Source organism: Paracoccus sp. DMF-8 (assembly GCF_029309835.1).
GTDB lineage: Bacteria > Pseudomonadota > Alphaproteobacteria > Rhodobacterales > Rhodobacteraceae > Paracoccus.
Genome location: NZ_JARJHL010000005.1, coordinates 452924 through 472467, shown reverse-complemented (window position 1 = coordinate 472467; position 19544 = coordinate 452924). Strand labels below are relative to the sequence as shown.

Here is a 19544-nt window from a genome sequence, read left to right as displayed (position 1 = left end):
AGCACCACCATGGACGGAACCGTTCTGATCGCCGACGACGACCGCACCATCCGAACGGTGCTGACACAGGCGCTGACCCGCGCCGGATGCCGCGTCCATGCCACCGGCAGCCTGGGCCAGTTGCAACGGTGGGTCGAGGAAGGCCGGGGCGATCTGGTCATCACCGATGTGATGATGCCCGACGGCAACGGCATCGACATGATCCCGACGATCCGGCGTCTGCGCCCCGACCTGCCGGTGATCGTGATTTCCGCGCAGAACACCATCGTCACCGCCATCCGCGCGACCGAGGCCGATGCCTTCGACTACCTGCCGAAACCCTTTGACCTGCCCGATCTGATGGTGCGGTCCGGTCAGGCGCTGTCGCGGCGGGTGCGCAAATCCGACCTGCGCCCCGACGCGGGTGACGCCCCGGCCCCCGCCGTCGCCGATCCGGCAATGCCGCTGATCGGCCATGCGCCGGCGATGCAGAACCTGTTTCGCATGGTCGCCCGCGTGCTGAACGCCGATCTGGCCGTGATGATCGCGGGCGAGGCCGGGGTCGGCAAGACGATGGTGGCGCGTTCGTTCCACGACCTGTCCGACCGCCGGGAATCGGGGGCGGCGGTGCTGACCTCGGCCGATACCGGGGATGAGGCGATCCAGCGCGCAGGCGAAGAGGCCTGGGGCGGGACGCTGGTGATCGAGGATCCGGCCAGCTTCGACGCGGCGGGTCAGGCGCGGCTGATCGGTTTCATCGAGGCGTGGGAAACCGGTGCCGACCGCGCCCATGCGCCGCGGCTGATTTCGACGACCGGCGCCGATCCGCAGGCCGATGTCAGTTCCGGGACGGCTGCGCGCCGATCTGTATTACCGGCTGGCGGGCGTCACGCTGACCGTGCCGCCCCTGCGCGCGCGCATCGACGATATCCCGCCCTTGGCCCGCCATCTGCTGACCCGCGCCACCGCGCAGGGCCTGCCCGCGCGCAGCCTGTCGGATGCCGCGACCGCGCTGATCCGCGCCTATCCCTTTCCCGGCAATGTCCGCGAGCTGGAAAACCTGATGCGCCGTCTGGCCCTGACCGCCGCCGCCGAGGACATCACCGCCGCCGAGGTCGAGGCCGCGCTGGCCGAGGCCGCGCCGCTGGCCGGTCAGGCCACGATTGCCCCGGCAAAACCGGCAGCGACGACCGCCACGCCCCTCAGCCCGCAGCAGGCCGAACCCTTTGCCAATCCGGCGGCGGGCCGCCCCTTTGCCGAACCCACGAACGCGCGGCTTGGCCAGTCGGTCGAGGCGCATCTGCAGCGTTATTTCGATCTGCACGGCGACCAACTGCCGCCGCCGGGCCTGTATGACCGCATCATCCGCGAGGTCGAACGCCCGCTGTTGCAGATCGCCCTGGATGCGACCGGCGGAAATCAGCTACGTTGCGCCGACCTTTTGGGCATAAATCGGAACACGCTGCGTAAGAAGCTGACGGACCTGAATATCGAGGTGACACGGCGCCGCAAACTGATGTAAAATCGCCACAGATGGCCGCGATACAGTCACGCGCAGGCCACAACAAAGTCGCAGCAAGCGGCGGAGGCGGAACATTTGTCGGGCACGTTGACCAGACGCACCTGGGAACGGTTGGAGCGTTTGCGCAGACAGCGCAAATTGCAGAACATTTCGACCATCGGGCTGGTCATTCTTGGTCCGGTGCTGGCGATCCTGACATTTCTGGCGATGGGGGATATCCCCGGCCAGTCGACCAGCGGCAATGCGCTGCGGCTGATCCTGCTGGCCGATCTGATCTATCTGCTGATCCTGACCGGGCTGGTCGCGGCGCGGATGGTCCAGATTTTTGCCGCGCGGCGCAAATCGGCGGCGGGGTCGCGGCTGCATATGCGGCTGGTCCGGGTCTTTGCCGGGATCGCGCTGGTGCCGACGGTGCTGGTCGCGCTGTTTGCCGGCCTGACCTTTTCGATCGGGCTTGAGGGCTGGTTTTCGAACCGCGTCCATCAGGTTGTCTCCAGTTCGCAAGCCGCCGCCGAAGCCTATCAGGAGGAACACCGTCGCGACCTGACCAAGGATGCACAGGCGCTGGCCAGCCTGCTGCGTCAGGATGCGCGACAGGATCCGCTGATGGATGACGGCGATCTGCGCCAGCTCCTCGGCCTGTATCAGTCGCTGATCCAGCGCGGATTGCGCGAGGCCTATATCGTCGATGGCGGGGGCATGATCCGGGCGCGGGGCGAACGCAGCTATCTGTTCTGGTATGAAAAGCCGACGCAGGCGGAATTCGCGGCTGCCTCGAAACAGGGGCTGGAACTGATCGAGGACTGGCCCAACGACGAATTCCGCGCGCTGGTGCCGCTGCCGCCGCTGCCGGACCGTTTCCTGTATGTGACCCGCGATGTTGATGGCAGCCTGCTGGGGCTTTTGGACGACACCCGCGCCACGGTCAGCGAATATCAACGGCTGGAACAGGAACGCGGCCGCGTGCTGCTGGAATTTTCCGCGCTGTATCTGGGCTTTGCGCTGCTGCTGCTGGCCGGTGCGATCTGGTTCGGCCTGTGGTTCGCGGAACGGCTGGCGCGGCCCATCGGGCGGCTGGCCGCGGCATCGGAACAGGTCGGGCAGGGCAATCTGGACCTGCAAATCCCCGAGACCGAAACCGGCGACGAAATCCAGACGCTTGGCGAATCCTTCAACCGCATGACCCGCCAGTTGAAAGCGCAGCGGATCGAGCTGATGGACGCCTATCGCAGTTCCGACGACCAGCGGCGGCTGTTCGATTCGGTGCTGTCCTCGGTCACCTCGGGGGTGATCGGGCTGGATGCGGCAGGGGAAATCGACTTTCTGAACCGCTCGGCCACGCGGCTGTTGCGGCTGGACCCGGAACGCGATCTGGACCTGCTGCTGGCCGATGTCGTGCCGGAATTCGCGCCGCTGTTCGACCGGCTGGCGCATTCGGTCGCCGAAACCGTGCAGGACGAAATCCGCCTGACCCGCGATGGCCGCGTCGAAAGCCTGCTGGTGCGCATGGCGATCCGGCGCGGCTCGGCCGGCGCGCTGGAGGGGTATGTGGTCGCCTTCGACGATGTCACCGATCTGGTGTCGGCGCAGCGCATGGCGGCCTGGGGCGATGTCGCCCGCCGCGTCGCGCATGAAATCAAGAACCCGTTGACCCCGATCCAGCTTTCCGCCGAGCGCATCAAGCGCAAGTTCAGCAAGGTCGCGGGCGACGATCTGGAGGCGCTGAACCAATATACCGACGTCATCATCCGCCAGACCAACGACCTGCGCCGGATCGTCGATGAATTCTCGCGCTTTGCCCGGATGCCCGAACCCGACCGTCAGGAAACCGATATCGCCAAGCTGCTGCGCGATGCGGTGCTGATGCAGCAGGACGCGCTGAAAGGCGCGCTGCGGGCCGATATTCCCGACCTGCCGGTGATCGTCGATTGCGACCCCGGCATGATGAATCAGGTCTTTACGAATATTCTGAAGAATGCGGGCGAAGCGGTTGATGAATATTCGGAAAAACAGACCGATCCGGATTGGAGGCCAGCCATCGGCGTGACGATGGATGCGGCCCCTGATGCGATCACGATCCGCATCACCGACAATGGCGCGGGCCTGCCCGAGGACCGCTCGCGGCTGTTTGACCCCTATGTCACGCTGAAACCGGGCGGCACGGGGCTGGGCCTGCCCATCGTCAAGAAGATCGTCGAGGAGCATGGCGGCAGCTTCTCGTTGACCGATCTGCCCGAAGGCGCCCCCGACGCGCATGGCGCAATGGCCGAAATCCGGCTGCTGCGCGAACGTCATTCGGTCCGGCTGAACGGCCGTCGCAACAACAAGAATGAGCAGGAAGTGGTGAAATGAATGATATTCTGATTGTCGATGATGAAAAGGACATTCGCGAACTGGTGTCCGACATTCTGCGCGATGAAGGTTTCGCGACGCGGATGGCCGCGAATTCCGATCAGGCGATTGCGGAACTCAATAGCGCGGAACCCGCGTTGATGGTGCTGGATATCTGGCTGAAGGACAGCCGGATGGACGGGATCGACATCCTGAAACAGGTCAAGCGCAACAATCCCGATGTGCCGGTCATCATCATTTCCGGCCATGGCAATATCGAAATCGCTGTGGCGGCGATCAAGCAGGGGGCTTATGACTTTATCGAAAAGCCCTTTAACATCGACCAGTTGATGGTCGTCGTGAATCGCGCGATGGAAACCAACCGGCTGCGGCGCGAAAACAACCAGCTCAGGCGTGGCGAGGTGCGTCAGGCGGAAATGCTGGGCCATTCGTCGTCCTTCAAGCGGTTGCGTGACCAGTTGGACAAGGTCGCCAAATCGAACGGCCGCGTCATGCTGACCGGAGAGCCGGGGACGGGCAAGGAAATGGCCGCGCGCTATATCCACGCCCAATCCCCGCGCGCGGGCCAGCCGTTCGTCACGGTGTCATCCGCCGCCATCGAGCCCGAGCGCATGGAAGAAGTGCTGTTCGGCCGCGAAACCCCCGAACGCGGCATTGAACCGGGCCTGCTGGAACAGGCCCATGGCGGCATCGTCTATTTCGACGAGGTGTCCGACATGCCGCCGGGCACCCAGCCCAAGATCCTGCGGGTGCTGACCGAACAGCAATTCACCCGCGCGGGCGGCACCGACAAGGTGCGGGTCGACCTGCGGGTGATTTCCTCGACCAACCGCGATCTGGCGGCCGAGATCGCGGCGGGCCGGTTCCGGCAGGAATTGTATGACCGGCTGAATGTCGTGCCCATTGCCGTGCCTTCGCTGGCCGAACGGCGCGAGGATATCCCGCTGCTGGCCGAACAGTTCATCGAACAGTTCAACGCCGCGCAGGGCCTGCCGCTGCGCCCCCTGCCCGAGGAAACCGTCGCCGCGCTGCAATCCATGCGCTGGCCGGGCAATATCCGCCAGTTGCGCAATGTCATCGAACGGGTGCTGATTCTGGCCGACAGCAACGGCCCGATCCAGCCCGCGGAACTGGAAACCCAGGGCAGCGGCACCGATGGCAGCGATGTTCTGGCGCTTGGCCCCCAGATCACCAGCCTTGCCCTGCGCGAGGCGCGTGAACTGTTCGAACGCGAATATCTGCTGGCCCAGATCAACCGTTTCGGCGGCAATATCAGCCGCACCGCGCAATTCGTCGGCATGGAGCGCAGCGCCCTGCACCGCAAGCTGAAATCGCTTGGCGTGGTCGGCGGCGTCCGCATCGAAGAGGAAGCCGCGACGATGTAAGGGCGCCGGTTTCAGCGTTTTGCCGGGAAGCGGCCGGGTTTCGACGGCGGATGGTTTCCTGATCCGATTTCAGCGGGGATGTGCGCGGCCTGTTCTTTTTCGCCGCGGCTTGCGCTAATCCTGCAAGGGGCGGGACGGTCCCACGGCAAGCAAGACAGGCGGAACATGAAGATCATCATTTGCGGTCTGGGGCAGGTCGGCTGGAACATCGCCCGCCATCTGTCGAACGAACGCAACGACGTGACCGTCGTCGATACCAATGCCGAACTGACGCGGCGGGCATCCGACGCGCTGGATGTGCAGGCGGTGACGGGCTTTGCCAGCCATCCCGACGTGCTGGACCGGGCCGGCGCGCGCGATGCCGATCTGGTCATTGCCGCGACCAGTTCGGACGAGGTGAACATGGTCACCTGTCAGGTCGCCCATACGGTGTTTCAGGTCTCGCGCAAGATCGCCCGGTTGCGGTCTGCCGCCTATCTGCAGGCGATGTATTCGGACCTGTATCGCACCGAACATCTGCCCATCGACGTCGTCATCAGCCCCGAGCGAGAGGTCGCGCGGGCGGCGATGCAGCGGCTGTCCACGCCCTCGACCTTCGACACGGAAACCTTTCTGGACGGGCGGCTGCAACTGCTGGGGATCGCGCTGGATGCCGATTGCGCCGCGCTGAACACGCCCCTGCGCCAGCTGGACGAGATGTTCACCAGCCTCAGCGCGATTGTCGTGGGCGTCAGGCGCGGAGAGCGGCTGTTCGCCCCGGAACCCGGCGATCAGCTGTTTGCGGGCGACCAGATCTATATCTTTACCCTGACCGAAGATATCGAGCGCACGCTGGAAATCTTTGGCAAACCCCATGCGAAACAGGAACGTGTCGTCATCATCGGGGCGGGCAATGTCGGCCTGTCGATCGCGACAGAACTGGAACAGCGCCCCGAACGCATCCGCTGCCGCCTGATCGAACGCGACCGGGCGCGGGCCGAACAGGCCGCCGATGTCTTGCAGCGCACCATCGTCCTGAACGGCGACGGCATGTCCGCCGAACTGCTGGAAGAGGCCGGCATGGCGCAGGCCGATGCCGTGGTCGTGGTCACCGATGACGACAAGACGAATATCCTCGCTGCCGTGCGCGGCAAGCAGGCGGGGGCGAAAATGGCGATTTCGCTGGTCAATGACCCGACGATGATGCCGCTGATGGGGGCATTGGACATCGACGCCTTCATCAACCCGCGCGCGACCACCGTGTCCACCATCCTGCGCCATGTCCGCCACGGCCGCGTCCGCGACATCTATTCCATCGGCGATGCCGAGGCCGAGGTGATCGAGGCGCAGGTCCTGTCCACCTCGCCGATTTCGGGGCGTCCGGTGCGCGATATCGACTTTCCTGAAGGGGTATTGCTGGGCGCGGTGCAAAAGGGCGGCAAGATCCACAAACCCGTCGGCAATCTGCGCGTCGAAGAGGGCGATATCATCGTCCTGTTCGCGCTGGCCCATGACGTCCCCGAGGTCGAGCGCCTGCTGCAGGTCTCGATCGACTTTTTCTAAGGGGCGGGATGTTGCGGCTGCTCAGCCACCTGCCTTTGATGGTGATCCTGGCCGGGGTGGGGGCGCTGGCCATGCTGGTGCCGGCGGCCTATGCGGCGGCGCTGGAACAGGACGAACTGGCGCGGATCTTCGCCATGTCCTCGGCCGTGTCGCTGGTGCTGATCGCGGTGACGGCGCTGGCGACAGCGGCGGCGCCTGCGGGGGATACGACGCGGACCATGCTGCTGACGATGCTGGGCACGATGGTTCTGCTGCCCGTGATGCTGGCCGTGCCGGTGCTGGTCGCGCTGCCCGATACCGGGCTGTTCAACGCATGGTGGGAAATGGTGTCCTGCCTGACCACCACCGGCGCCTCGCTGTATTCGGCCGAGGCGCTGCCCGCGCCCTTGCATCTGTGGCGGGCGCTGGTCGGCTGGATGGGCGGGCTGTTCATGCTGGTCGCGGCGATTTCGATCATGGCGCCCTTGCGCATCGGGGGGTTTGAAATCATGTCCTCGCCCTATCAGGAGGGCGGCCCGCAGCGGGGGCAGGGGCTGCATGTCGCACCGGCGGCCGGGGCCAGCGACCCGGTGATGCGCGTCTTGCGGGCCGGGCGCGATGTCTTTCCGGTCTATGCCGGGCTGACGCTTGGGCTGTGGATGCTGTTGCTGATGCTGGGCGACACCGGGCCGATGGCGCTGAGCCGGGCGATGGGCACGCTGTCGACCAGCGGCATCGCCATCCAGACCGGGCACGAAGGTCAGGTCAGCGGTATCCCCGGCGAAATCGCGATTTTCGTCTTTCTGATCCCGGCGCTGTCGCGGCGCTTCTGGCCGGGGGCGGAGAGTTGCTGGCCAGCGAAAGCTGGCGCAGCGACCCCGAATTGCGGCTGGCCGCTGCCGTGGTGCTGTCGGTCGCTGCGATCCTGTTCGGTCGCCATTTCATCGGCGCGCTGGAAATCAGCTATGGCAACAATGGCAACGGCTTCATGGCGCGGATCGACAGCGCGGCTTCGGCGGCCTGGGGGGGGATGTTCAACGGGCTGAGCTATCTGACCACGACAGGCTGGAATTCCGTCGAATGGCAGGGCGCCCGGCATTGGTCGGGGCTGACCGCGCCGGGGCTGATTCTTGCAGGGCTGGCGATGATGGGCGGCGGCGTCGCGACGGCGGCGGGGGGCGTCAAGCTCTTGCGCGTCTATGCCCTTGCCGCCCATAGCGAACGCGAGATGGAAAAGCTGATCCACCCCCATTCCATCGGCGGCGGCGGGCGCATGCTGCGCCGTCTGCGGGCCGAAGGCGGCTTTTTGTCCTTCGTCTTTTTCATGCTGTTCGCGCTGTCGATCGCGGTCGTCGTGGCGCTGGTTTCGCTGCAGGCGATCCAGTTCGAAAGCGCGACGATCCTGTCGATTGCCGCCCTGACCAACACCGGACAGCTTGCCGGGGCGATTCCCCTGACCCCTTCCTTCGAGGGGTCTGCGGGATCTGCGGGCGCCCCCTGGGCCGGTTGGGCGGGGCTGCCCGATCCGACAAAAGCCGTTCTGGCGGGCGCCATGATCGTCGGACGGATCGAAACTTTGGCACTTCTGGCCCTGTTCAACCCGGAAATATGGCGCAGATAGCGCGCAGCCACGGCAAAATCGCGGATAATCACGGCTTGGCTTGCATGGGCCGTCCCGCTCACATAAGTGTTGGCAAAACATAAGGAAGGAACCGGGAGGGTTCGATGGCCGGTGACAAGCAAAATCTGCAGGATGCATTCCTGAACAACGTCCGCAAGGGCAAGGTGCCGGTGACGATCTTTCTGATCAACGGCGTCAAGCTGCAAGGCGTGATCACCTGGTTCGACAACTTCTGCGTTCTTCTGCGCCGTGACGGTCAGTCGCAGCTTGTGTATAAACATGCGATTTCCACCATCATGCCGGGCCAGCCGATCAGCCTTTACGAAGGCGAGGACTGATTGGGCGAACTGACAGAGACCGAGTCCCGCCCGACGCGGGCCTATGTCCTGCATCCCGATCTGGGAAATTCCCGCACACGTCGCGAACCCGGCCTTGCGCTGGAGGAAGCCGTGGCGCTGGCCCATGCCCTGCCCGCGATCACGGTCGAAGGGGCCGAGGTCGTGCGCCTGCGCAGCCCCGAAGCGGGCATGTTGTTTTCCAAGGGCAAGCGTCAGGAAATCGCCGAACAGCTGAAGGCTGCGGCGGATGGCGAGGGCGCCGAGCTGGTGCTGATCGACGGGCCGGTGACGCCGGTGCAGCAGCGCAACCTGGAAAAGGAATGGGGCGTCAAGATTCTGGACCGGACCGGGCTGATCCTGGAAATCTTTGCCGACCGTGCCCAGACCCGCGAAGGCGTCCTGCAGGTCGAACTGGCGGCGCTGGCCTATCAGCGCACCCGGCTGGTTCGGGCCTGGACCCACCTTGAACGGCAGCGCGGCGGGCTTGGTTTCGTCGGCGGCCCCGGCGAAACCCAGATCGAGGCCGACCGCCGCGCCATCGACGAACAGATGACCTGGCTGCGCCGCCAGTTGGAAAAGGTCGTCAAGACCCGCGAATTGCACCGCAAGTCGCGCGCCAAGGTGCCCTATCCGATTGTCGCGCTGGTGGGCTATACCAACGCCGGAAAATCGACGCTGTTCAACCGGTTGACCGGCGCGGACGTGGTCGCCAAGGACCAGCTTTTCGCGACGCTGGACCCGACCATGCGGCAGTTGCGCCTGCCTTCGGGGCGGCGGGTGATCCTGTCGGATACGGTGGGTTTCATCAGCGACCTGCCGCATGAACTGGTCGCCGCCTTCCGCGCCACGCTGGAAGAGGTGCTGGAGGCCGATCTGATCCTGCATGTCCGCGACATCAGCCACCCGGAAACCGAGGAACAGGCCGGCGATGTCGGCGATATTCTGGACAGTCTGGGTGTCGCCGATGACGTGGCGCTGGTCGAGGTCTGGAACAAGATCGACGCGCTGTCGCCTGAAACCCGCGCTGCGCTGCGCCGCACCGACCGCCGCCATGATGCGATTCAGGCGGTCAGCGCGCTGACCGGCGAAGGTCTGGACGATCTGCTGGACACCATTGATCAGGCCCTGACCGTCGCCTTGTCCGAACCGGTGCAGGACGATGTCGTGATGCTGGCCCATGGCGATGGCCGCCGCCGTGCATGGCTGCATGGCAAGGGCGTCGTGACCGCGGAAACCCAGACCGAGGATGGCCTGCGTCTGGACGTGCGCTGGACCGAACGCCAGCAGGCGGAATTCGCCGCGCTGTGACCCGGCCCGCCGAGGTTCCTTGCCGCGCGGATCAAGCCTTTTGATCGCATCCGCCGTTTCCTGCCGTGCAGGGGCGTGAAGCCCCCGGAACCGCGCCAATCCGTTCCGCAGAATCGCCCGAAACGGATTTTGCGCCACCCACGCCTTTGTTTGCCGACAGTCATCAGAAACGGGTCAGCCGGGACAGACGGGCGCCCCTTCGCGCGCGCGATTGCGGGTGATCCAGCAACCGCCGCCACAGCGCGTGATGCTGCCTTCCGCCCCCGCATTCGGTTGCGGCTTGTCATGTGGCGCGTGGCCAATTGCAGGCAGAGGATCTTTTCGCCCTCTGCCGCGCGATTGCGGCTCAGCCCTGACCCAATTCGTGCGCCCAGGGCGGGTTGGCGCCTGCGCGTGACACGGTGATGGCCGCCGTGCGGATGCCGTGGGCCAGTGCATCGGCCAAGATCTGATCAAGCGGGGCCAGATCATGGGCGCGCGCGGTCAGGGCGCTCGCCGCCGCCAGCGCGGCCAGAACGCCCGCGTTGAAGGTATCGCCCGCCCCGATCGTATCGGCGACGGTGACACGTTGCGCCGGGACGCTTTGCGCGCCGCCCGCGTGATGCGCGGTCGCGCCCTCGGCGCCGCTGGTGCGGAACACGACCGAAGGGCCTGCGGCAAGGATCCGGGCGACGGTTTCGGCGTGGTCCTGTCCGGGGGCCAGCCAGTCCAGATCATCCGCCGACAGCTTGACGAAATCCGCCAGCGCGATCAGCCGTTCCAGACGCGCGCGATAGGCCGCAGAGTCCTTGATAAAAAACGGGCGGATATTCGGGTCCAGCATCACCGGGATGCCGCGCGCGCGGGCGCGTTCGGCCAGCACCTCGATGGCGGCGCCGCAGGGGTCGGGAACCAGGCTGATGCCGCCGATGAACAGCGCCTGCACCTCTTGCGGCAGATCGGGCAGTTCGGCCGCCGAAAACATCCGCCCGGCCGAACCTTCGTCGTAAAAGGAATAGCGCGCTTCCGACCCGGTCAGCGTGACAAAGGCCAGCGTCGTCAGCCGGTCGGTGCGCGGGCACAGGCTGATATCGACGCCTGCCTGTGTCAGCGGCGCGACCAGCGCCTGCCCGAAGGGATCGGTCGAGATCGGCCAGAGATATCCCGTGCTGACCCCAAGACGGCCAAGCGCCACCGCCGTATTATAGACCGCGCCGCCGGGCAGGGGCCGGAAACCGCCTTCACCCGGCACCATGTCGATCAGCGATCCACCTGCGCAAAGGATCATCTTGCCCCTCTTGGTCCTATCCCGTTCGTGGCTGATACCCGAGAATGGCTCTGCCAAGGTCATGACGGGCAGGGAAAGAAATGTTTGCGCTAACTGCGCCTGTCGGCGCATGGGCAGGCTCGGCGCTCATCGCCTGGCTGCCATAGGCGATCACCGCTGCGACGATCAGTGCCAGCAGCACCGCCAGCGCGATTTTCCACACCGACCACGGCCGTTCGCCCTGCACCCGGCCCGACTGGCCATTGACGACAAAGCGATAGCTTTTGCCGTTGTAGCGATAGGCGGCGGACCAGATCGGCAGCATGATATGCTTGAAGGTTTCCCCGGACCAGTCGGTCGACAGCCGGTCGATGCGCTGGACATTGCCGCCGATGTCGCGGCGCGCATCCATGGCAATGACGCCCGCCATTTCCTGCCGCGCGATCTGGTGGCCATCGGCGAGGGCGACGGTATAGCCCTCGGCCAGAAAGCCCGACAGGTATTCGGGGCGGTAGGTCGCCAGATGCGACAGGTCCCAGGGCGCCAGCGCATCGGTAAAGCGGCGCGGCAGCGAGGTCGCGGCCAGCACCAGCACATCGTTGAAATGCCGCCCGATCCGCCCGCTGACCGGGGTCCAGCGGATTTTCTGGACCTGACGCGGCACCTGCTGCGTCTTGCCGTCGATGACGGTCGTGACCCATTGGGTTTCATAATAGTAATCGCCGCGCTGGCCGGAATATTGCGACCGCGTGGTGGCGTCGAATGTCCAGAAGGGCGAATAGACCCCGGCCATCCTGCGCCCGCGCCGGGCATAGGCGGTCAGGCCCGAAGGCGCGAACCACAGCCCGCTGAGCCAATCCTCCAGTGCGGATTTCGCCTGCGCCTCGCTGATGACAAAGGGCAGGACGCCCTGCGGCTTGATCAGCCGCGTCCGGCCGGTATCGGTCACGACCGGGGTTGCGCAGAACGGGCAGGTCGAGGCCGTCTGTTCCGAGGTCACCTCGATCTTCGATCCGCAATTCGGGCAGGACAGCGTGCGATGGCTTTCGGTCAGGTCGCTGTCGCGGTCGATGCGCAGCCCCTTTTCCAGCGGGATTTCCGCAAGTTCGGGCGATTTGTGGCCCGCGTCCCATTGCAGCGCCCGGCCCGTCGACGGATCCAGCAGGATTGCGCCGCTGCCATCGGCGCCGCCATCGCTTTGCCGTCCCGGCGCGCGGGAGGCGCCCGGTCCGATGTCCTGTTCGTGGCCGCAATAGGGGCAGACCAGTTTTTGCTGCCCCGGAGAGAATTCAAGGCTGGCGCCGCAATTCTCGCAGGGGTAGCGGTATTGGTTCGGGGCCGAGGGCATCTTGTGTCGGCTCAGTTACCGGGCAGCGGCGGGGGCGGGGGCGAGACGGTGAAAAGCTGCGCCAGTTCCGCCACGTCATCGGCGGGCTGCCAGCCGTCCTGACCCGGCGTCCAGACCAGCGTTTCGCGGGTAAAGCGCCCTTCGCGTGCAAGGCGGCCCAGATCGGCGCGGCCATAGGGGCCATCGGCCTGACCGTTCGCGGCGATATGCCAGACCTTTTCCGATTGCGGCAGCGGCGGGGGGACCGCCGCGCCCGCCTGCTGGCCCTGCGGCACCGCGCCCCACGGCCCCTGACGCATCGCCATGCCCATGCCGACGCCCATCGCGGCACCCAGCCCCGCACCCATGCCGCCGCCCTGGTTGTTCGAGGCGTTCAGGATCGCCTCGGCCTGGGCATATTGGCCAAAGCGGTTCAGGTCGCCGACGATCCCCATCGAGGTCCGCTTGTCCAGCATCTTTTCGACTTCGTCCGGCAGGCTGATGTTTTCGATGTAGAATTCGGGGATGGTCAGGCCGTATTCGGCAATCGTGGGCGCAATCGCCTTGGCCACGATCTTGCCCAGATCGGCGGTATTCGCGGCCATGTCCAGCACCGGGATGCCCGATCCCGCGATCATCCGCGAAAATTCCTGCACGATGACATTGCGCAACTGATAGCTGATTTCATCGCGGGTGAATTCGCCATCCGTCCCGACGATTTCCAGCATGAATTTCGCGGGATCGCTGACGCGCATCGAATAGGTGCCGAAGGCGCGCAGGCGGACCGGGCCGAATTCCGGATCGCGCAGCATGACCGGGTTGCGGGTGCCCCATTTCAGGTCGTTGAAGCGGGTGGTGTTGACGAAATAGATTTCCGACTTGAACGGGCTGCGGAAACCGTGGTCCCAGTGCTGAAGCCGGGTCAGCACGGGCATGTTGTTGGTTTCCAGCATGTAAAGGCCGGGGCCAAAGACATCGGCCAGTTGCCCTTCGTGGATGAAAACCGCCGACTGACCTTCGCGGACGGTCAGCTTGGCGCCGTATTTGATCGCCTTGCCGACGGTCGGAAAGCGATAGACCATCGTGTCGCGGCTGTCGTCGGTCCATTCGATGATGTCGATGAATTCGCCGCCGAGGATGTCGAAAATAGCCATCTGATTGCCTTTCCGGGGTCGGTCCTGTTGGTCATCCCGCCCATGCGCGGCGGGATCGTGTTGGATTCTGGCGCCCGTCAGAAAGGGGGGCGCGGCGGTGCTACGCTATCAAACGCTTTGCCCCGCCAGAAGTTCGCGGGCGATCTGCAGGACGATGGGGCGGGCCTCTGCCTCGTGCATGCCGGGGTGCAGGCGCGGGTCATAGAGGATGCGCAGCAGCAGTTCGTCGTGATAAGTCAGCAGGGCGAATTCTTCGTCATCGTTGAAGATCGAGGGGCGGACGGTCGGGCTGTCATTGGCGGGACCCATGCCCTGCGCCAGCTCTTCGTGGATGCAGCTGAGCATCAGGCGGTTGGGCAGTTCCGACCGGATCAGCGCCACGGCCCGGACATAGGACGAACCATTGCCCCGCGAATAGGCAAAGACCGTGCAGTAATTCTGCGGCGCAAGATCGGTCAGCGCGGCGACATCGCTGGCCGGGATGCCCGGCACCAGCGCCGACAGGCGCGGGCCCGAGGCGCGGCGTTCGTCCTCGGACAACAACAGGACCAGGAAATTGCCGCCCGATTGCGTGACGGAGACCGGATGGCCGGTCGCCCGTTGCAGACGCGCGGCAAAGCTGCGGATGTCGCTGCCGATGCGGCCGCGCTGCGCGGGCGAGATCGAGGCGCCGTATTCGACCTGCATGTTCACGCGGCACCTCCCACCGGCGCAGGGCGGCGGCCTGGCGGCGCGCGACCAACCTGTCGCCGTCGCGGCTGTATTCGTCATGCAGCGCGGTCTGGACAAAGGCTTCGGTCAGTTGTTCGGGGGTGATCGCGCCAAGCGACCGCCCGTCATCCGTGCGCAGCTTGCCGCGCGACACCAGCGAGGATTCGACCTGCGCCAGATAGCTGCGCATGTTGCGGCTGGCCGGGGTTCCGGCAGCGGCCTGCGCGGCCAGATTGGCCTGCCGGGCATCCTCGGCCCGTTTGCGGCGCAGTTCGGCCTGGCGGATGGCCAGATCCGGGCGCGGCAGCGGGGCCGCCGCGGACAGCACGGGTTTTTCCGTCGCGACGGGTTTTTGCGAACAGCCCTGCACAAGGCCGGCGGCGATGAACAGCGCGGGAAGAAGGCGCAGGATCCGGCCGCGCAGGGGCGACCGGATCAGGTGGGGCTGGATCGGATGGGACCGGATCAGGCAGGTCTGGGCGTTTGGGTCCACGGCACTAACGATTGCGGCACTCAGGATAATGGGGTGGGGGTCGATTACGGGGTGGGGGTCGAGGATCAGGCGCGCGACGCGGCCAGCGTGTTGCGCAACTCCTGTTCCATGGTTTTCAGGTCGTCTTCGGCGGCGGCGCGGCGGGCCTTGCCTTCGTCGGCGATGCGCAGGCTGTCCTCGATCGTGGCGATCAGTTCGGCATTGGCGGTGCGCACGGCCTCGATATCGAAAACGCCACGCTCGATCTGGGTGCGGACGGCGGAATTCGCCTCGCGCAGGTTCTTGGCGTTGGCGGTCAAGAGGTCGTTGGTCAGGTCATTGGCGGCCTTGACGGCCCGCGCCGCTTCGGTGCTGCGCTGGATGGTCACGGCCTGTGCGAGCTGGGTTTCCCAGAGCGGCACGGTATTGACCAGCGTCGAGTTGATTTTCGTCACCAGCGACTTGTCGTTTTCCTGAACCAGCCGGATCGAGGGCAGGGATTGCATGGTCACCTGACGGGTCAGTTTCAGGTCATGGACCCGGCGTTCCAGATCGTCGCGGGCCGAACGCAGGTCGCGCAATTCCTGCGCGGCCATGACCTTGTCGTTTTCGGCGGCAGCATCGACCGCCGCAGCCTTGGCAGGGATGTCGGTGGCATCGAGTTCGCGCAGCTTTTCCTCGCCCGCAGAAATATACAGCGCCAGTTCGTCGTAGAAATTCAGCGTGCGGTCATAAAGCACGTCCAGCGATTTGATATCCTTCAGCAACGTATGCTGGTGGCGGTCAAGGTCGACAGAGATGCGGTCGATCTGGTCCTGCACCTCTTCGTAATTGGAAACGAATTTCGCAAAAGGCGCGGCGCGGCCCAGCAGTTTTTCCCACCAGCTGCGTTCGCGGCGCACGTCCAGTTCGCTGACCGAAAAGCCGCGAATGGTCGTGACGATATCGCGCAGGGATTCGCCCGCCGGGCCGACATCCTTGTTTTTCACATCGGCCAGCATCGCCTGGCTGATTTCCTGCAGTTCGTTTTGCGCGCGGGCGCCGAAATGCACGATGGACCCGCTGTCGCGGATGTCGATTTCATCCATGCGTTTGCGGATTTCCTGCGCGACCGGGGCGCCTGCGGTTTCCAGGGCCACGACCTCGGATGCGGGTTCCGGCAGGACGACGGCGGTCACGGTTTGAATCTCGTCAAGTGCGGCCTGCGCGCTGCGCTGCGTTTCAGTGGTCATCCGAAGGGGTCCTTTCTTCCTTCTTGCGTTGCCAGAATAGGCGGAATTCAAGTCAGTTCAACGACCTCCGCAAAGTCAAAGTTCCGGTGTTGCCGGGATACCAAGCCATTTGGCCAGCGACGTTGCGTGACATGGCGCGCGCGTGTAGAACCTGCCAGACAAGACGAGGAAGGATCTTCTATGCGCAGAGTTGTCGTCACCGGTCTGGGGATGGTCACGCCACTGGCGTCGGGCGTTGAAGCGACGTGGGAAAGGCTGCTGGCCGGACAGTCCGGCGCAGGCCCGATCACCCGTTTCGACGCCAAAGATGTGGTGACGAAATATGCCTGCGAGATCCCTTTCGGCGATGGCAGCGACGGCAGCTTCAACCCCGATGAGTGGATGGAGCCGAAGGATCGCAGAAAAGTCGATGATTTCATCCTGTACGGCATGGCCGCCGCGACGCAGGCCGTGCGCGATTCGGGTTGGGAACCCGAAAGCCTTGAGGACCGCGAACGCACGGGCGTGATGATCGGGTCGGGGATCGGCGGGCTGTCCTCGATCGCCGATACGGCCGTTCTGATCAAGGAGCGCGGGCCGAAACGGGTCAGCCCCTTCTTTATCCCCGGCGCGCTGATCAATCTGGTTTCGGGGCAGGTGTCGATCCGGTTCGGCTTCAAGGGGCCGAACCATGCGGTCGTGACGGCCTGTTCGACCGGCGCCCATGCCATCGGCGATGCGGCGCGTCTGATCATGCTGGGTGACGCAGATGTGATGATCGCGGGCGGCACGGAATCGCCGATCTGTGAAATCGGGGTCGCCGGTTTCAACGCCTGCAAGGCGCTGTCGACCGAACGCGGTGACGCGCCGACCACGGCCAGCCGTCCTCGGGATGCAAGCCGCGACGGTTTCGTCATGGGCGAAGGCGCGGGTGTCGTCGTGCTGGAAGAATACGAACATGCCAAGGCGCGCGGCGCGAAAATCTATGCCGAGATTCTGGGCTATGGGCTGACCGGCGACGCCTATCACATCACCGCCCCGTCCGAGGATGGCGACGGCGGTTTCCGGTCCATGACCGCCGCGCTGAAACGCGCCGGGATCGAACCGGGGCAGTTGGATTACATCAATGCGCATGGCACCTCGACCATGGCGGATGTGATCGAACTGGGCGCGGTCGAGCGTCTGCTGGGCGATGCGGCGGGGGATGTGGTCATGTCCTCGACCAAGTCGAGCATCGGGCATTTGCTGGGCGCGGCTGGCGCGGTCGAGGCGATTTTCTGCATTCTGGCGCTGCGCGACCAGATCTGCCCGCCGACGATCAATCTGGACGATCCGGTGCGCGACACCGCGATTGATCTGGCCGCCAATGCCGCCGTGCGGCGCAAGGTCGATTACGTGCTGTCGAACAGCTTCGGCTTTGGCGGCACGAACGCCAGTCTGGTCATGGGCAAGGTTCGGGAATGATCTGGCGCAACCTGGCATCCAACCTGCTGTCGCTGCTGGTCGTCGTGCTGGTGGCGGTCGCGGGCGCGATTGCCTGGGCCCGGCATGAATTCACCGGCCCCGGCCCCAGCACGCGGGCGACCTGCGTGCAGGTGGCGCCCGGCGACTCGCTGAACCGTGTCAGCGAAACCCTGCGCGAACAGGGGGTTGTGTCCAATGCCTATGTGTTCCGTGCAGGCACGGATTACGCTGACAAGGCGCAATCGCTGCGGTTCGGGTCATATATGATCCCGCCGGGGACCAGCATGCAGGATGTGCTGAACACCCTGACCGCCGGCGGTCCCAGCACCTGCGGGACCGAGGTGACGGTGCGCATCGGCGTACGCGAAAGCGCGGTCGTGCTGCGCGATATCGACGCCGAAACCGGCGAATATGTCGAGATGATGAAATACAACCCCGCCGAAATGGATGCCCCCGAGGCGATCCTTCAGGCGGTGGACAAGTCGGATGCCCGGCTGCGCATCGCGATTGCCGAAGGCGTGACAAGCTGGCAGATCGCCGAAGGATTGAAGGCCGCGAGCTTCATGAGCGGCGAAATCGCCGAAACCCCGCCCGAAGGCAGCCTTGCCCCCGATACCTATGACGTGCGCAAGGGCGCGGATCGTCAGGCGCTGCTGGATGAAATGACCGCGCGTCAGGCGACGATCCTGCTGCAGGCTCTGGAAGGCCGGGCGCCGGGGCTGCCCTATGCCTCGCCCGAGGAGGCGCTGATCATGGCGTCCATCGTGGAAAAGGAAACCGGGGTGGCGGCAGAGCGGCCTCAGGTCGCGAGCGTGTTCGTGAACCGGCTGGAGCGCGGCATGCGGCTGGAAACCGACCCGACCGTGATCTATGGCGTGACAGGTGGCGAAAGCGTGCTGGATCGCGGCTTGCGGCGGTCGGAATTGCAGCGGCGCACGCCCTATAACACCTATCAGATCGACGGGTTGCCGCCGACCCCCATCGCCAACCCCGGACGCGCGGCGATTCAGGCAACGATGCATCCCGACACGACGGAATATATTTTCTTTGTCGCGGACGGGACCGGGGGCCATGTGTTTTCCCGCACGCTGGACGAACATAACGCCGCCGTCGCCCGCTGGCGCGAGATCGAGCGCGAACAGGGCCAGACGATTCCGTCGATGGTGCAGGGCGAATAGATAATCCGGCATGGCAGGATGGCGGCATTCCCCAATGGGGTGCCGCCATTCGCGTCTTTGGGGATTTGACAGAATCCCCGCCGCACCCCACCATCGCGCGGATGGATGGAGGAACAGCGATGAAACTTTCCGATCTTTTCACCAATCTGGCCGATGGCGCCCGCACCATGGAAACGCGGGTCAAGAAATGGCAAGAGGAACTGGAAGCCAAGAACAGCGACATGATGGAAAGCGCGCGCCGCTGGCAGGCGGATGCGGCGAACCGTCAGGAGGATCTGCAGAAAAAGATCCAGGGCTATCTGGACGACGCCAGCGAAAACGTCCGCTCGCAATGGGGCCAGATGCAAAAGGGCTGGGAGGAGCAGGTCGCCCAGACCAGAGCCAAGGCCGAGGAGATGCGCGCCAAGGCCGCCGCCATGAATGCCGAGGACAACGCCGACTGGTTCGAAGCCTATGCCGCGACCATGGTGAATTTCGCGCAAAAGATGCAGGACGAGGCCAGCAATGCCGTTGCCGCCGCGACAGAGGCGCGCGCCAAGGCGGAAAACCTGAAGAAAGACGTCTGAGGGCGGGTTCGTTGCAACGGGGATCTGCCGGGATTCGCGGTGGATCGGCCCCGGATCCGGGTGTTCTTACGCCCTGTTGCAGCCGCTGTTGCACAGCGCGCGGCGGGGTGTTGCGCGGATCAATACCTTGTTTTCATGGGTAAATGATCCGCAACCTGATCGCCCTGTGATTTAAGATTTGACTCACCG

15 protein-coding genes and 1 pseudogene are annotated in these 19544 nt (G+C 65.0%); 11 read left to right on the top strand and 5 right to left on the bottom strand.

All coding sequences use genetic code 11. The features are described from left to right. Positions 1–9 precede the first annotated feature (9 nt). The 8 genes and pseudogenes from PE067_RS05860 to hflX all read left to right on the top strand — a co-directional run bounded on the left by PE067_RS05860 (position 10) and on the right by hflX (position 10026). Positions 10–1501 (top strand): annotated as a pseudogene (locus tag PE067_RS05860) (response regulator). Between the two features lie 87 nt (positions 1502–1588). Next, positions 1589–3853, top strand: a complete 2265-nt coding sequence (locus tag PE067_RS05855; RefSeq protein ID WP_276188252.1) for a PAS domain-containing sensor histidine kinase — start codon at positions 1589–1591, stop codon at positions 3851–3853. Then, positions 3850–5238 carry a sigma-54 dependent transcriptional regulator gene (locus tag PE067_RS05850; protein WP_276188251.1) on the top strand — a complete coding sequence of 463 codons (1389 nt, stop codon included), beginning with the start codon at positions 3850–3852 and terminating at the stop codon, positions 5236–5238. Before PE067_RS05855 ends, PE067_RS05850 begins: the two co-directional genes overlap by 4 nt. Positions 5239–5403: 165 nt before the next feature. Next, a complete protein-coding gene (gene trkA / locus PE067_RS05845; protein WP_276188250.1) occupies positions 5404–6780 on the top strand; it encodes a Trk system potassium transporter TrkA in 1377 nt (458 codons plus the stop codon). 8 nt (positions 6781–6788) lie between these two features. After that, the gene (locus PE067_RS05840) at positions 6789–7805 is read left to right on the top strand and encodes a hypothetical protein (protein ID WP_276188249.1); all 1017 of its coding nucleotides are present in this window, start codon (positions 6789–6791) and stop codon (positions 7803–7805) included. After that, positions 7748–8380 (top strand): potassium transporter TrkG, encoded by a 633-nt coding sequence (locus PE067_RS05835; protein ID WP_276188248.1) that lies wholly within the window; start codon positions 7748–7750, stop codon positions 8378–8380. The genes PE067_RS05840 and PE067_RS05835 overlap by 58 nt, the downstream gene beginning before the upstream one ends. Positions 8381–8484: 104 nt before the next feature. Further along, entirely contained in the window at positions 8485–8718 is a 234-nt protein-coding gene (hfq, locus tag PE067_RS05830) for an RNA chaperone Hfq (protein ID WP_276188247.1), read from the top strand. Continuing rightward, the gene (gene hflX, locus PE067_RS05825; RefSeq protein WP_276188246.1) at positions 8719–10026 is read left to right on the top strand and encodes a GTPase HflX; all 1308 of its coding nucleotides are present in this window, start codon (positions 8719–8721) and stop codon (positions 10024–10026) included. Between the two features lie 346 nt (positions 10027–10372). On the opposite strand, the gene PE067_RS05820 is transcribed toward hflX, so the two are convergent. From PE067_RS05820 to PE067_RS05800, 5 genes are all read right to left on the bottom strand, one after another. Next, a complete protein-coding gene (locus tag PE067_RS05820) occupies positions 10373–11293 on the bottom strand; it encodes a carbohydrate kinase (RefSeq protein ID WP_276188245.1) in 921 nt (306 codons plus the stop codon). 16 nt (positions 11294–11309) lie between these two features. Then, positions 11310–12620 carry a zinc ribbon domain-containing protein gene (locus tag PE067_RS05815; RefSeq protein WP_276188244.1) on the bottom strand — a complete coding sequence of 437 codons (1311 nt, stop codon included), beginning with the start codon at positions 12618–12620 and terminating at the stop codon, positions 11310–11312. An 11-nt stretch (positions 12621–12631) separates the two neighbouring features. Continuing rightward, positions 12632–13753, bottom strand: coding sequence for an SPFH domain-containing protein (locus PE067_RS05810; RefSeq protein WP_276188242.1), 1122 nt, complete (start codon positions 13751–13753; stop codon positions 12632–12634). Between the two features lie 108 nt (positions 13754–13861). Then, positions 13862–14440 (bottom strand): DUF2927 domain-containing protein, encoded by a 579-nt coding sequence (locus PE067_RS05805; RefSeq protein ID WP_276188309.1) that lies wholly within the window; start codon positions 14438–14440, stop codon positions 13862–13864. A 582-nt stretch (positions 14441–15022) separates the two neighbouring features. Continuing rightward, positions 15023–16168, bottom strand: coding sequence for a toxic anion resistance protein (locus PE067_RS05800; protein ID WP_276188241.1), 1146 nt, complete (start codon positions 16166–16168; stop codon positions 15023–15025). A gap of 180 nt (positions 16169–16348) precedes the next feature. Between PE067_RS05800 and fabF the strand changes: the two genes are divergently transcribed. From fabF to PE067_RS05785, 3 genes are all read left to right on the top strand, one after another. Then, entirely contained in the window at positions 16349–17611 is a 1263-nt protein-coding gene (gene fabF / locus PE067_RS05795; protein ID WP_276188240.1) for a beta-ketoacyl-ACP synthase II, read from the top strand. Next, on the top strand, positions 17608–18789 hold the full coding sequence (mltG, locus tag PE067_RS05790) for an endolytic transglycosylase MltG (RefSeq protein WP_276188239.1): 1182 nt from the start codon (positions 17608–17610) through the stop codon (positions 18787–18789). The genes fabF and mltG overlap by 4 nt, the downstream gene beginning before the upstream one ends. A gap of 119 nt (positions 18790–18908) precedes the next feature. Beyond that, positions 18909–19355 (top strand): hypothetical protein, encoded by a 447-nt coding sequence (locus PE067_RS05785; protein WP_276188238.1) that lies wholly within the window; start codon positions 18909–18911, stop codon positions 19353–19355. The last annotated feature ends 189 nt before the right edge of the window (positions 19356–19544 follow it).